Genomic DNA, 14390 nt, shown 5'->3' with positions numbered 1-14390 from the left:
GTATTGTTTTCAAAATAGACTCTTACATTTTTATGCTTTAACTAAGGAAGAGCATGTGTTTTTCAATGGAGACAACATACGAAATGTGACAGAAATAATAATTTAGTTACAGTCAAAAACTTTTAAATATTTTGTCTTGAGGATTATAATAAAGAGAGATTTATGAAAAAGGAGTGAAATAAGTTGAGACAAGAGCTTATAGAAAGATTTACTAGATATGTGAAGATAGATACACAATCGAATGAAGAAAGTCATACAGTACCATCAACACCGGGGCAAATTGAGTTTGGGAAATTACTAGTTGAAGAATTAAAACAAATTGGTTTGACGGAAGTAACGATGGACGAAAACGGTTATGTTATGGCAACACTTCCAGCTAATACAGATAAAAATGTTCCTGTAATTGGTTTTTTAGCTCATTTAGATACAGCAACTGATTTTACAGGGAAGAATGTGAAACCACAAATTCATGAGAATTTTGATGGTAAGGCAATCACATTGAATAAGGAATTGAATGTTATTTTAAATCCAGAACAATTTCCAGAATTACCATCATATAAAGGTCACACTTTAATTACGACCGATGGAACAACGCTTCTTGGTGCTGATGATAAAGCTGGCCTTACAGAAATTATGACTGCTATGAATTATTTATTACATAACCCACAAGTTAAACATGGAAAGATTAGAGTGGCATTTACGCCTGATGAAGAAATCGGTCGTGGACCATCTCACTTTGATGTGAAGGCTTTTGGAGCATCTTTCGCTTATACAATGGACGGAGGTCCACTTGGAGGATTGGAGTATGAGAGCTTCAATGCTGCAGGTGCAAAACTTATTTTTAAAGGAAATAATACGCACCCTGGAACAGCAAAAAATAAAATGCTCAATGCAAGTAAGTTAGCGATGGAGTTTCATGCGCAGTTACCAGTAGAAGAAGCGCCAGAATATACAGAGGGATATGAAGGTTTCTATCATCTCATTTCTGTAAATGGTGATGTGGAGCAAAGTAAATCTCATTACATCATTCGAGATTTTGAACGTGAAAACTTTGAGGCTCGTAAAGAAAAAATTACGAATATTACGAAGCAGATGCAAGAGAAGTATGGTGAGGAAAATATTATTCTTGAGATGAATGATCAGTACTATAATATGCTTGAGAAAATTGAACCGGTCAGAGAAATTGTTGATATCGCGTATGAAGCGATGAAAAAACTTGATATTGAACCAAATATTCAACCAATTCGTGGGGGAACGGATGGATCACAACTATCATATATGGGCTTGCCAACCCCAAACATTTTTACTGGTGGTGAAAACTATCACGGTAAATTTGAATACGTTTCTGTAGATAATATGGAAAAGGCTGTTCAGGTTATTATAGAAATAGCACGATTATTTGAAGAGCAGGCATAAAAAGAAATCCGGGTAATAGGAGCTACCCGGATTTCTTCCGTTTGTCACTTCTCAATTGTGAGTTTTTGGTATATTGATGATGTACTTGTCTATATGTGGAATACATAAGGTATTTTAAGGAAAGGGAGTTTCGTTATAAATAAGAATAAATTTCATTTATAATATGAACCTATCTATTGTTGTGCTGAAAAATTTAATACAGGACTCGCCATAAATAAAAGGTTGCATAGGATTCCCAATTTTTCCATGCTGAAGCATACTCTTTTATTTCGTCTTTTGTTGGTTTTTCATCTGATTCTGTTAAAAGTTTAATCACATTTTGTAGGCCGACATCATCAATTGGAAAAGCAGACGGGAATCTTAGACAACGCATTAAAACATAATTTGCTGTCCATGGTCCAATACCACGTATGTTGAGTAATGTTCTCTCAGCATTTTTTAGGTCGCTTTTTATGAACAATTCTTTACTTAGGGAACCTTGTGTCATGAGTTTTGCGACACCAATAAGATATTCACATTTTCTGAGGGTTATTTTTAATTCTGTTAGATCTTCTACTGCTAGGTTGGCGATAACCTCTTGTGTTGGAAATATCCAATATTTACGTCCATCCCATTCGATATATTCGCCGAAGGATTCAACAAAGCGTCTTTTTAATGTATAGGCAAACCCAAGATTGATTTGTTGACCAAGAATCCCCCAGCAGAGTGCCTCAAATAAATCAGGAATTCCCATATTACGAAGTCCATAATATTCGTTAATTGGTTTAGACAGAAGTACATCATTTTCTGCTAAATCATAAAATGGGATTAAATCTGTATCTAAATCAAACCATTCTCTTACATACCTCGCCACTGCAGCACGAACCCATTTTTCAGGTGGTATCCCATCGCCTAAAAAGCGAACATGGATGTTTCCCTCATCATTTACACTTATTTCGATTAACGGGTTTTCTCCCTCAATCGGAACAACTCTATAAATTTTGTTATTTTCAATGTGAAACATACATTCATTTTTGGAGCGTGAAAGATAGTGTAAATTTTGTTCAAAGCTAAATTCTTTTGGAACAATTACTGTTATGCTTTCCTCATCGTCTTGCCATGCTCTATATGGAAGCCCAGGACAACAATTTCTACAAGGCAGATAACCAGTTTGTTCAGCTTCTTTTCTAAATTTAAATTTGCGATTGTTTCTTGGGGACGGTTTTTGTTCGCACCAAGGGAAACAGTAGTTTTTTATTGTTTCGTTGCCTATAAAATAAGGGGCATCCCATTCAAGGGGAATTGTAACATTCTTCATTTTCAACCACCTACAATAATATTTTTTCTAAGGTTAACAATTCTTTTTTCATTGCTAATCCACCTCTAAAGCCAGATAGTTTCCCATTCTTTCCAATCACACGATGGCAAGGGATTGTAATAAGTAAAGGATTGGCTCCAATTGCGGTGCCTACAGCGCGTACTGATTTTGGCTTTTGAATAAGCTCTGCAATATCTGAGTAGGAATAGGTTTTTCCATAAGGGATTTCACGTAATGTATTCCAAACAGCTAATTGGAAAGGTGTTCCGTGAATATCAATAGGACATGTAAATACTTCACGTTTTTTGTCTAGGTACTCTGTTAGTTCTTGGATATATGGTTGTAGCTTTAAGGTGTCTTGAACGAGAGTATGTTTCGGAAACTGTTTTTTCGTCCAAGTTGTTAACTCTTCCAAAGTTTGATGCTGAGACCCTACAAAGCATAGTCCAGTTGATGTTGCGGCAATATACATATGCCAGTTTTCATGAATAAATAACGTCCAATGTATAGTTTGTTTGGTTTTAGATGCCATGTTATTTTACCTCGTTTATATGATTAATGTTTCGAAATTCAGTAGGGGTATACCCCGTTTTCTTTTTAAATAATGTTGCAAAATGTGCAGTATTGGGTATACCCACAGCAAAACTTATTTCTATCATGGTTTGATTTGTATTTGTAAGATACTGCATAGCTTCGGAAATCCTTATTTGTTGTATATATTCTAATGGGCTAATACCTTTGATTCGCTTAAAAGTACGCTGTAAATGATAGGGACTGCCGTGACACATATCTGCTAGTATGTCGAGGGTTAATGGTTCATGATAATTTTTATTAATGTAATCTATAATTTGTGTCACCCAATCTTCATCCGGTAACTTCATTCCATTTGGCCTACAGCGTTTACATGGACGGAATTTTTCGGATAATGCTTGCTGTGCATTGAGAAAAATTCGTACATTGTTTTTATTTGGTATTCTAGATTTGCATGATGGTCGGCAAAAAATCCCTGTCGTTTTGACAGCATAAAGAAACTTGTTATCATAAGAAGAATCGTTGTGTACAATTGCTTGCCAACGTTCATCCGTCAAATTGTTTACGCTTGTTTCTAATTGTAATCTTTCATTTTGCATAGGAATCACCTCCGAAATTAGTATATCCTGAAAAAAGTACACATGTACGCATTTAAGAATGTAAGAGCAAGATTACAAAGATGAAAAAATGATAGTCTCTTTCGTTTGTGTTAGCATGTAAGCAGAAAATAAAAACATAGAACAAGTATGATAGCATGCGAAAGCAGCAAGAGGAGGAACAAAAAGTGAAATTTCTTTCGTGGAATGTAAATGGTTTACGAGCAGTTATTGCAAAAGGTGGTTTTATAGAATACTTAGAAGAAGTAGATGCAGATATTTTTTGTCTACAAGAGATTAAATTGCAGAGTGGACAAGTTGATTTAAATCCTGAAGGATATCACGTGTATTGGAACTATGCTATGAAAAAGGGATATTCAGGAACTGCTATTTTTACAAAAAAAGAACCGCTTTCTGTTACATATGGCTTAGGGATTGAAGAGCATGACCAAGAAGGAAGATTAATTACATTAGAATTTGAAGATTTTTATATGCTAACGCTCTATACGCCAAATGCCAAACGGGGATTGGAACGTTTAGATTATCGAATGAAATGGGAGGATGCTTTCTTATCATATATTAAGCGCTTAGATCAAAAGAAACCAGTTATTTTTTGTGGCGATTTGAATGTAGCACATAAAGAAATTGATTTGAAAAATCCAAAAACAAATCGGAAAAACCCTGGATTTTCAGATCAAGAAAGAGAAAAGTTTACCCGGATTCTTGATGAGGGATTTATCGATACATATCGTTACTTATACCCTAATCAAGAAGGGACATATTCATGGTGGTCTTATCGTATGAATGCAAGAACAAAAAACATTGGTTGGCGTTTAGATTATTTCGTTGTCTCTGAAAGATTAAAAAGTCAAATTGTTGAAGCGAAAATTAATACCGAAGTAATAGGATCAGATCATTGTCCTGTGGAATTGAATATGGAATTTTAGAAAAAGAGAGGTCGTGTCTATCTTGGATGAAGGATAGACACGACTTTTTATTTATTTTGTTAAAATTTTTCAAATCATTCTTGAAATAATTTGTTTATAACTATATAATCGATAACGATAATCGTTATCGATTAGTTGAGTGGTAAATAATATGTTATTAGGGGAAGTGAAATAAATGAGCTTTGATATTGAATAGATGGTTTTATGGGAAATACAGAGATTAATATAAAAATAATTATTAAAATATTATATTTAAATAAAATAAATTAAGAGAGGGGATTTATTAGTATGAACAAGAAATTATTTACGTTAGGAATGGTTACAGTATTAAGCGTAGGTCTTGCAGCCTGTAACGGTGCAGATAAGAGTTCAGGAGAACAAAAGCAAGCATCAAAAGCAGCTGAAACGAAGAAAGATGAGAAGCAAAAGATTACATATTTAGGTAAAGAATATACAGTACCTGCAAAAGTAAAGAATATTGTAACTGCTAGCTTAGAATCAATGGAAGATGCAGCGGTACTTGGTATTAAGCCAGTAGGGGCAATTACAGTAGGTGGAAAGTTACCTGAGTATTTAGCAAAAGATTTAGAGGGTGCAAAATCTGTTGGTGAGAAAATGCAACCCAATTTTGAAACATTACTTCAATTAAAACCAGATGTAATTACATCTAGTTCAAAATTCCCACCAGAGGCAACTGAGAAATTCGCGAAGGTAGCCCCAACATTCCCAGTATCACATATTTCTACAAATTGGGAAGAAAACTTAAAGCTAATGGGAGAGTTATCAGGTAAAAAAGATAAAGCAGAAAAAATTATTAAGGATTATAAAGTAGATGCTACAAAAGCTAAAGAAAAAATAGGGGATAAATTAAAAGATAAAAAAGTTCTTGTAGTAAGGCTGAGAGCTGGTAGCCTATATCTTTATCCGGAAGGCGTATACTTCAATCCCGTTATTTATAAAGATTTGGGATTAACTGTTCCAGAACAAATTAAATCTGTAAAAGCACAAGAAGCGATTTCTTTAGAAAAATTCGCTGAAATCAATCCAGATTATATCTTCTTACAATTTGAAGGAAGCGAAAATAAAGATAATCCAAAAGCGTTAGAGGATTTACAAAGTAACCCGATTTGGCAAAGTATTACAGCCGTAAAAGATAAAAAAGTATTTGTAAATTCTGTTGATCCAATGGCACAAGGTGGTACTGCTTGGAGTAAAACAGCTTTCTTAAAAGCTGCGGAGAAAAATTTAGCTAATTAACTAGTAAGGTGCGTTGAATAATATGCGGAAAATAAATTCAGTACCAATGATTATTTTATGTTTAGCTCCCATATTGATTGTATTAACAATCTTATTATCTATTTTATATGGAGCGAAGAGTATTGATTTTACAACAGCTTGGAATGCATTGTTCCATTTTGATTCAGGAAATGTAAATCATAATATTATTGTTACTTCCCGTTTACCAAGGGTTGTGGGAGCCTTATTAGTAGGAGTATTTTTAGCCATATCAGGAGCACTTATGCAGGGGATGACAAGAAACTATCTTGCATCCCCTTCTATAATGGGAGTGACAGATGGATCGGTTTTTGTTATTACACTTTGCATGGTATTTCTTCCCGGGATGTCTTCGATAAATATGATTTTATGTTCTATGTTTGGATCAGCATTGGGAGCTGGAATGGTTTATGGTTTTGGCTCATTGCTTCGAAATGGATTATCTCCAGTTCGATTAGCGATTATAGGAACTGTAATTGGAACCTTTTTAAGTAGTATTTCAGTAGCAATTGCGTCTTATTTTCAGGTGTCTCAAAATATTAGCTCTTGGTATAATGCAAAATTGCATCAAATTGATCCTAATATACTAAAATTAGCTATTCCTTTTGGGATTGCTGGGATTATTATGGCACTTTTTATTTCAAAGTCCATTACAATTCTTTCATTAGGTGAAGAGGTTTCTATCAATTTAGGACAACGGACAAAACTTATAAAAGCAGTAGCAATTCTTTCAGTTGTGTTTTTAACAGGCACTGCGGTTGCTTTAGTTGGGAGAATTGGTTTTGTTGGATTAATTATTCCTCATATTACCCGCTTTTTAATTGGAATGGACTATAGATGGGTAATTCCATGTGCTGGTGTAATAGGCGGGATCTTTTTAGCTGTATGTGATGTAATTAGTAGGTTTGTCAATTATCCATTCGAAACACCAATTGGAGTCGTTACCTCCCTAATCGGAATTCCTTTCTTCCTTTATTTAATTAGAAAGAGGGGAGGAGAGAAACATGCTTAGAGGTTCAACTCAGCGTTATATCATAACAATGAGCATTATTATTTTTTTTATTTTGAGCGCAATTTATATTAGTTTAACGAATGGAACATTTGATATTGCGATTACAGATGTAATTCGTACATTATTACGAATTAATCCAGCTCCGGAACACGATTTAGTTATATTTGATTTTAGACTTCCTAGAATTATAATTGCGGGATTAGTAGGATTAGGTCTGGGAATTGCTGGTGCTGTTTTGCAAGGTATTACACGAAATGGCCTGGCAGATCCAGGTATTTTAGGGGTTAATGCAGGGGCAGGAACGGCGATAGTTATCTTTATGTTTTTCTTTCAAGGACAAGTAAAAAGTACAGATTGGATCTCGATTATGATGATGCCTTTGTTTGGTTTAGTTGGTGGTTTAGGAGCCGCTATATTCATCTATATGTTTTCTTGGAGAAATGGAAAGTTAGATTCCCAGCGTCTGTTGTTAACAGGAATTGCAATAGGTTCGGGTTTCGGAGCATTTTCTATGTATTTATCATTGAAAATGAAAGCAACTGACTTTGAAATGGCTACTGTGTGGGTTTCGGGAAGTATATATAATGCAAACTGGAAGTATATTATTGCTGTGTTGCCATGGCTCATTATCTTAATTCCAATTATCAAAAGAAAAGCGTATTTGCTTGACTTATTTCAATTGGAAGAGACGATTATAACAAGTTTAGGAGTTTCAGTAGAAAGAGAAAAATCGATTTTATTATTAAGCAGTATTGGATTAGTGAGTGCTTGTGTTTCTGTGTCAGGGAGCATTGGATTTATTGGTCTAATGGCACCACATATTGCGAAGCGTCTGGTCGGCATTCATCATAATCATGTAATTCCTGTATGTGGTGCAATTGGAATGCTACTCGTGATTGCTTCAGACTTTATTGCGAAAACGGTTTTCACACCAGCTGAGTTACCGGTTGGGATTGTAATTTCAATTATTGGTGTACCATATTTCCTATATCTGTTATACAAATCAAAGGCGTAAGAGGAGTGATAGAAAGTGAATGTTCTAAGCGCTGAAAACCTAGAAATAAGCTATGGGAAATTCACAGTTTTTCGTGATTTGAATGTAGAAATACAAATCACGAAAATTCACTACAATTATTGGTCCGAATGGTTTTGGGAAGTCGACATTATTACAAACGAAGTGTTAAAAAATGTATTTCAAATTGATGTACGCGTTATGATAGAACCATATAATGGAGCTCCTGTATGTTTCGGTTATGATAGCGTGTTCCAAGAAGAAAATGCCGAAATATATAACGAGTTAAAATGATCAAAGGGGGGAATCACATGAATACTAGTATTGAAAAAAAAGACGTTACTATTTCAAATACAGAGCAATGGAAGATGGATTCGAAAACAGGGACTCGTGAATATCAAATTTATATTTCAAAGCCGAAGCAACCAGCTCCTGCCGCCGGATACCCTGTTATTTACGTATTAGATGGTAATGCATTTTTCCAAACGTTCCAAGAGGCTATTAAGATTCAATCAGTAAGAGCTGAAAAAACTGGAGTTGCACCATCGATTATTGTTGGCATTGGTTATCCGATAGAAGGAAGTTTTGCAGTCTCTGAAAGATGCTACGATTTTACTCCTTCTTCACCTTCAGTAGATGCACCACCGAAACCTGATGGGAAACCATGGCCTAAATCAGGAGGGGGGAATGAATTTTTAGAATTCATTCAAGATGAATTGAAGCCGCAAATTGAAAAGTATTTTGAGATTGATAGAGAAAGACAAACAATATTTGGACATTCACTCGGTGGACTATTTGCTTTACATGTATTGTTTACAAATACAAATGCCTTTCAAAATTATTTCATCAGTAGTCCATCTATTTGGTGGAATAACCAATCTGTTCTTGAAAGGGAAGCGGAATTTATAAACAAATTAAAAAGAGCAAGCACGGAAGTAGGAGTCTTTCTTACAGTAGGAGCATTAGAAAGAGATCATATGGTTCGAGATGCTAATGCATTATCAGAGCGTTTACTGAATTTGCAACATAATAAATTTCGATTCGTATTTCATGAAGCCGAGGGAGAGAATCATGCATCGGTAGTGCCAACCGCTTTAAGTAAAGCGCTGAGATTTGTGAGTAATATACTCTGATCATTGTTTTTAATGAATCGCTTGAAAATTTGATTTGGTTAGTCTGTATGTATATTTTACGCTATAAGTGTTATACTCCGATTAGATGTTATTACATATAGATTGAAATCGAATGGGATTGTTATAGAAATCTATTTGTTAATACGATAGAAACTTTAAGAAGGTGATCAAATGAATCATAATGAAAATGAGGCAGCTACTACTCATAGATCGGATAAAGAAAAAGAACAAATTATGAATCGGTTAAAGAGAATTGAAGGGCAAGTACGTGGTATCCAAAATATGATTGAGAATGATCGTTATTGTGTTGATATTTTAGTACAGATTTCAGCTATTAATGCAGCAATGAAGAAGGTTGGCATGGGTATTCTAAAAAATCATACAAATCATTGTGTTTCTAATGCTATTAAAGATGGTAATGGAGACGAAGCAATTGAAGAGTTAATGAAAGTTTTTGAACGATTTTCAAAAGCATGATAGAACAAGCTGGTATTGGATCTAGCTTGTTTTTTATTTTTTGATCGATATGAATTTGAGAATTTGAAGAATCAATATACTAAACAAGCTTTTTGTAGCCGGGTTAATTTTATCAAATAGAGAGTATAAACGAAGAATATAACAATTTAAACATAAAAAAAACCTTCTCATAAACGAGAAGGCTTTTTTTATTATTTTACTGCTTCTTTTAATTCTTTACCAGCTTTAAATGCAGGTACTTTTGAAGCTGCGATTTGCATTTCTTCACCTGTTTGTGGGTTACGACCTGTACGAGCAGCTCTTTCACGAACTTCAAATGTACCGAATCCGATAAGTTGCACTTTTTCACCAGCAGCTAAAGTGTTAGTGATTGATTCTACTACAGATTGCACAACTACAGTAGCTTCTTTTTGAGAAATTTCAGCTGTTTGTGCTACATTTTTAATTAATTCTGTTTTGTTCATATTTTCACCTCATATGTAAATAATGCTATTTAAGTTGTTATTATAACGTATAAAAGAGAAGAGAACAAGTGTACTACAGGTTTTCTATTAAATTCTTTTTGTTAAGCAGTTATAGATTTTTTCTTTAATTCCGTTGTTTCACTTTTTGACTGCACTTGTTTGTTATAGGCTAAGAAGTAAGGAAGTGCTACGAACAGCATACCACCAACTAGGTTTCCAAAGAAGACGACAATGAAATTTGGTAAGTATTCCATCCAAGTTAAATGCCCTGCAAAGATGGCGGCTGGTATAACGAACATATTAGCAACCACATGTTGAAAACCGATTGCAACGAAAGTCATAACGGGAAACCAAATACCAATCACTTTTCCAGTGAATTCTTTGCTTCCTATACTGAGCCAAACGGCTAAACAAACGAGCCAATTACACCCAATAGCAGAGATAAATGCCTGTAATGGTGTATCATGTAGTTTTGCTTGTGCGATAGATACAGTTTTTGCTAAAAATTGTCCTTCTGTTAATCCGACAATGTGACCGAAAAAATAAGCTACAAATACAGCACCAATGAAATTACTAATCGTAACAATTGTTAAATTTTTCAATACTTTAGAGAAAGATATTCTTTTTGAAAACCAAGCAATTGTTACGGTCATCATATTACCAGTCACTAGTTCACCACCGGCAAGGATAACTAAGATTAGGCCGATAGGGAAAACAGCAGCTCCTAGAAAACTAGTAAGGGATCCCCAAGATTTTGGCATTGTTCCAATGACGTGAATATCAAGTAAATAACCTAGTGCGATGAAGGCGCCGCCAAAAAATCCTAGAATCAACATAGGTAGTAGCGGTAAAAGTGCCTTTTTTTGACCTGAATTTGCGGCCAATTCAGTAATTTCTTGTGGTGCATAGACAGACATGACTAACCCCTCCATATTTCAATACATTAATCCATTTCCATTAATGGGTTTTTCAGTCTCATTGATGGTTAAATTGATAAGTCCGGAGAAATGAGTAAAATCCCTCGATTAAGCGTTTTCTCTTCTCAGAACATACTGATGAATTTTTTTTGAATGAACACAAAAACACCAAAAATGATAATGTTGGTAAGTAGAAGTAAAAATTACTTAGAGTTATTCTGTAAAAACTTTGATCAAAAATGACATGTAAATAAAAAGTACATACATTGCAATCATACCAATAAAAATATGTTACATAATTTGAATATTTTTGTCAATTCATGGTAAACAGTTAATTGGTATATTATGTGAAAATGATAGTTTTAATAGTTATATGTGATGAGTATACAAACCTATACAATTTATTGTTGTTTAATTTCTTCAAGTCTTTTTGAAAAGAGGATGCTCTAATAAACAAAATAGTGTATTAGTAAGATATCAGTTACTACAAAAAGTGGTACTTTTTTTAATTGTTCAGATACTACAAGAACAAGAAGTATAAGTAGAAAATATGTAACCACTATTGGCATAGTGCATATAGAATATTTTTCTTGACTTTTTATACACGGGCGAGGAAAATGGTAAAAAAGGAAGGAGGGATGATGATGGAAGAGTACGTATTGGATCTTTATAATGTTTTGTATACAACAGATTGGCAAGATATTGTTTCGTTTCTTGGGATTGTATTTTGTTTAAAAATTGTAATTGTGTATATGGAAGAGCAAGGTATGTTCTATTCCTTTTCATCTCCGTCCGATTTAGAGCGGGAACCATTGCTCAACTATGCCAATATAAAACAGACGGAACTTCCTTTTATCACATTCTTTATGATTCGATTTATAACAGCTATTGTGAAGAAAAAAGAAGCTGAAGAAGGAGATTGCTATCCGACTTGTACTGTAGTGTTTATAAGCTAAATACAAGGAGGAGAATAATATGTGGTTTCGTTTTCTTATGATTGGTTTCTTTTCATTAACAGCAATTTCTTTAATGGGATATCAAGTATTAGAGATTTTTCAAGCATATAGTGACACGTTTTTTAACAAAAACTAAACGAATTGCTATTTCAATAATAAACCGATAAAATCCTTCTTAAGAAATATAGTTAAGGAGGATTTTTTTGTTTCATATTACTGTGTCAAAGTATTGTCACATTTACACTATGAATAATATGTTAAAATAGTGAGGTTAATTATACATATGTAGAAGAAGAGGAGTGAACAATTTGGTGAATCAATCAACAAATCAGAAAAGCTATGCTCCTATTGTGATAACGCTTTCTGTAATTGTCAATGCGATTATTTTATTTTTGTTTTTTGGACCTGTTGGCTACAAAGGAGAAGTACATTTTGATGTAACAATTTTGCCGATGTTAAATGCAATCTTTAATAGCTTTACATTTGTGTTTTTATTGGCAGCATTGTTTTCTATTATTAAGAAAAATGTGAAGATGCACCGTGGTTTTATTCTCGCGGCATTTATAACAACGTTGCTATTTTGTGTTTCATATTTATCGTATCATTACTTAGCACCAGCAACGCATTTTGGTGGAGAAGGTATTATTAAATATGTGTATTTCTTTATTTTAATTACGCATATTTTCCTTGCAGCAATTATTGTACCACTTGCGTTGTTCTCGCTTGTATATGGTTTTACAAACCAATTGACTCGCCATCGTAAGATTGTACGTTGGACGATGCCGATTTGGTTATACGTAAGCCTTTCTGGTGTTATTGTTTACTTAATGATTTCACCGTATTACCAATAAAAACATCTCAGCCTTTTGGCTGGGATGTTTTTATTTCATTTATAGGCCTTGTATACCGCAACTTAAGATTTAAAGAGAGGTAAAGAAGAGAGGTGAGGAAAAGTTTGAGTAGTGAGAGTCAACTTTCACTGATGAAAGTTTTACTTTATGAAGCAAATATTTTTGTGAAACGAACAAAATATGTTATACAAAAGTATATTGATTTTTATATTGGAAGGATGGGAAAGTATGCAAAACTTCGTATTTCGTAATCCGACAAAGCTTATTTTTGGCCAAGGGCAATTAGAGCAATTAAAAACAGAGATTCCTCAGTATGGAAAAAAGGTTCTTCTCGTATACGGCGGGGGTAGTATAAAACGAAATGGTATATATGATAATATAATCTCTATCTTAAAAGAAATTGATGCGGAAATTTTTGAGTTAACAGGTGTTGAACCGAACCCACGTTTATCTACTGTAAACAAGGGAATTCAAATCTGTAAAGAAAACGATATTGAATTTATTTTAGCTGTCGGTGGTGGAAGTGTCATCGATTGTACGAAAGCAATCGCCGCAGGTAGTAAATATGATGGTGATGTATGGGACATTGTGACAAAAAAAGCATTTGCAAATGAAGCTTTACCTTTTGGTACAGTACTAACTCTTGCAGCGACAGGTTCTGAAATGAACGCAGGTTCTGTTATTACAAACTGGGAAACGAATGAAAAGTATGGGTGGGGCAGTCCTGTTACATTCCCGCAGTTCTCTATTTTAGATCCAGCGCATACAGCTTCTGTACCAAGAAATCAAACGATTTATGGTATGGTTGATATTATGTCACATGTATTAGAACAATATTTTCATCAAGGCTCAAATACAGAATTACAAGACCGCTATTGTGAATCTATTTTAAAAACAGTCATTAAAACAGCACCAAAACTTTTAGATGATTTAGAAAACTATGAACATCGAGAAACAATTTTATACTGCGGGACAATGGCGCTAAATGGCATTTTAGCAATGGGTGTCCGAGGTGATTGGGCAACGCATAATATTGAGCATGCTGTTTCAGCTGTGTATGATATTCCACATGGCGGTGGTTTAGCGATTTTATTCCCAAATTGGATGAAGCATGTTTTAGATGAAAATGTAGATCGCTTTAAACAATTTGCGGTGCGTGTGTTTAACGTAGAGACCGAAGGGAAAGCAGATAAGGAAATTGCGTTAGAAGGTATCGAAGCGCTACGCAACTTCTGGACATCTATTGAAGCACCATCTCGTTTAGCTGACTATGAAATTGGAGAAGAGAAGATAAATGTAATGGCTGAAAAAGCGATGGTGTATGGTGAATTCGGTCATTTTAAAAAATTAAATAAAGAAGATGTAGTAGCGATTTATAAGGCCTCGCTCTAAAAGGTAAATCTGATTTGAAAACCTTCTTGATAGATATCGAGAAGGTTTTTTTGATTGAGTTTGAATGAATTGTGATTTATTTTGGTTGTTATTGAATGTTTTTGATTGATTTTT

Annotated in this window: 15 protein-coding genes and 2 pseudogenes; 12 read left to right on the top strand and 5 right to left on the bottom strand. The window is 34.2% G+C overall.

Annotation, left to right across the window (positions count from 1 at the left end; genetic code table 11):
* Positions 1–183: 183 nt before the first annotated feature.
* A complete protein-coding gene (gene pepT / locus QRY57_RS18440; RefSeq protein WP_098303576.1) occupies positions 184–1416 on the top strand; it encodes a peptidase T in 1233 nt (410 codons plus the stop codon).
* Between the two features lie 193 nt (positions 1417–1609).
* On the opposite strand, the gene QRY57_RS18435 is transcribed toward pepT, so the two are convergent.
* The 3 genes from QRY57_RS18435 to QRY57_RS18425 are packed head-to-tail and all read right to left on the bottom strand — an operon-like array spanning position 1610 to position 3843.
* Positions 1610–2713, bottom strand: a complete 1104-nt coding sequence (locus QRY57_RS18435; protein ID WP_286015830.1) for a DNA-3-methyladenine glycosylase family protein — start codon at positions 2711–2713, stop codon at positions 1610–1612.
* Between the two features lie 10 nt (positions 2714–2723).
* Entirely contained in the window at positions 2724–3245 is a 522-nt protein-coding gene (locus tag QRY57_RS18430) for a methylated-DNA--[protein]-cysteine S-methyltransferase (protein WP_286015829.1), read from the bottom strand.
* 1 nt (position 3246) lies between these two features.
* The gene (locus tag QRY57_RS18425) at positions 3247–3843 is read right to left on the bottom strand and encodes a bifunctional transcriptional activator/DNA repair enzyme AdaA (protein ID WP_286015828.1); all 597 of its coding nucleotides are present in this window, start codon (positions 3841–3843) and stop codon (positions 3247–3249) included.
* 185 nt (positions 3844–4028) lie between these two features.
* On the opposite strand from QRY57_RS18425, the gene QRY57_RS18420 reads away from it, so the two are divergent.
* The 8 genes and pseudogenes from QRY57_RS18420 (at position 4029) to QRY57_RS18390 (ending at position 9696) form a co-directional block, all read left to right on the top strand.
* The gene (locus tag QRY57_RS18420) at positions 4029–4787 is read left to right on the top strand and encodes an exodeoxyribonuclease III (RefSeq protein ID WP_286015827.1); all 759 of its coding nucleotides are present in this window, start codon (positions 4029–4031) and stop codon (positions 4785–4787) included.
* 288 nt (positions 4788–5075) lie between these two features.
* Entirely contained in the window at positions 5076–6044 is a 969-nt protein-coding gene (locus QRY57_RS18415) for an iron-hydroxamate ABC transporter substrate-binding protein (protein ID WP_286015826.1), read from the top strand.
* 22 nt (positions 6045–6066) lie between these two features.
* Positions 6067–7074: a FecCD family ABC transporter permease gene (locus tag QRY57_RS18410; RefSeq protein WP_208017161.1), complete on the top strand. Its 1008-nt coding sequence runs from the start codon at positions 6067–6069 to the stop codon at positions 7072–7074.
* Positions 7067–8089 (top strand): FecCD family ABC transporter permease, encoded by a 1023-nt coding sequence (locus tag QRY57_RS18405; protein WP_208017162.1) that lies wholly within the window; start codon positions 7067–7069, stop codon positions 8087–8089. The genes QRY57_RS18410 and QRY57_RS18405 overlap by 8 nt, the downstream gene beginning before the upstream one ends.
* Before the next feature lie 15 nt (positions 8090–8104).
* Positions 8105–8249 (top strand): annotated as a pseudogene (locus tag QRY57_RS27225) (ATP-binding cassette domain-containing protein); the annotation flags it as partial.
* Positions 8231–8380, top strand: a pseudogene (locus QRY57_RS18400) (ABC transporter ATP-binding protein); the annotation flags it as partial. The pseudogenes QRY57_RS27225 and QRY57_RS18400, both read left to right, overlap by 19 nt.
* Before the next feature lie 17 nt (positions 8381–8397).
* Entirely contained in the window at positions 8398–9219 is an 822-nt protein-coding gene (locus QRY57_RS18395) for an alpha/beta hydrolase (protein WP_286015825.1), read from the top strand.
* A 171-nt stretch (positions 9220–9390) separates the two neighbouring features.
* Positions 9391–9696 carry a metal-sensing transcriptional repressor gene (locus tag QRY57_RS18390; RefSeq protein WP_026590413.1) on the top strand — a complete coding sequence of 102 codons (306 nt, stop codon included), beginning with the start codon at positions 9391–9393 and terminating at the stop codon, positions 9694–9696.
* 191 nt (positions 9697–9887) lie between these two features.
* On the opposite strand, the gene QRY57_RS18385 is transcribed toward QRY57_RS18390, so the two are convergent.
* Positions 9888–10160 (bottom strand): HU family DNA-binding protein, encoded by a 273-nt coding sequence (locus tag QRY57_RS18385; protein WP_003199316.1) that lies wholly within the window; start codon positions 10158–10160, stop codon positions 9888–9890.
* Positions 10161–10261: 101 nt separating this feature from the next.
* The gene (locus QRY57_RS18380) at positions 10262–11077 is read right to left on the bottom strand and encodes a formate/nitrite transporter family protein (protein ID WP_208017164.1); all 816 of its coding nucleotides are present in this window, start codon (positions 11075–11077) and stop codon (positions 10262–10264) included.
* Between the two features lie 617 nt (positions 11078–11694).
* On the opposite strand from QRY57_RS18380, the gene QRY57_RS18375 reads away from it, so the two are divergent.
* The 3 genes from QRY57_RS18375 (at position 11695) to QRY57_RS18365 (ending at position 14276) form a co-directional block, all read left to right on the top strand.
* The gene (locus QRY57_RS18375) at positions 11695–12033 is read left to right on the top strand and encodes a hypothetical protein (RefSeq protein WP_026592623.1); all 339 of its coding nucleotides are present in this window, start codon (positions 11695–11697) and stop codon (positions 12031–12033) included.
* A gap of 308 nt (positions 12034–12341) precedes the next feature.
* Positions 12342–12884 carry a DUF420 domain-containing protein gene (locus QRY57_RS18370; RefSeq protein ID WP_090687014.1) on the top strand — a complete coding sequence of 181 codons (543 nt, stop codon included), beginning with the start codon at positions 12342–12344 and terminating at the stop codon, positions 12882–12884.
* 228 nt (positions 12885–13112) lie between these two features.
* Entirely contained in the window at positions 13113–14276 is a 1164-nt protein-coding gene (locus tag QRY57_RS18365) for an iron-containing alcohol dehydrogenase (protein WP_286015824.1), read from the top strand.
* The last annotated feature ends 114 nt before the right edge of the window (positions 14277–14390 follow it).

Origin of the sequence: Bacillus arachidis, assembly GCF_030285945.1 — a bacterium.
Classification (GTDB): domain Bacteria; phylum Bacillota; class Bacilli; order Bacillales; family Bacillaceae_G; genus Bacillus_A; species Bacillus_A arachidis.
This window is presented reverse-complemented; position numbering and strand designations above follow the sequence as displayed.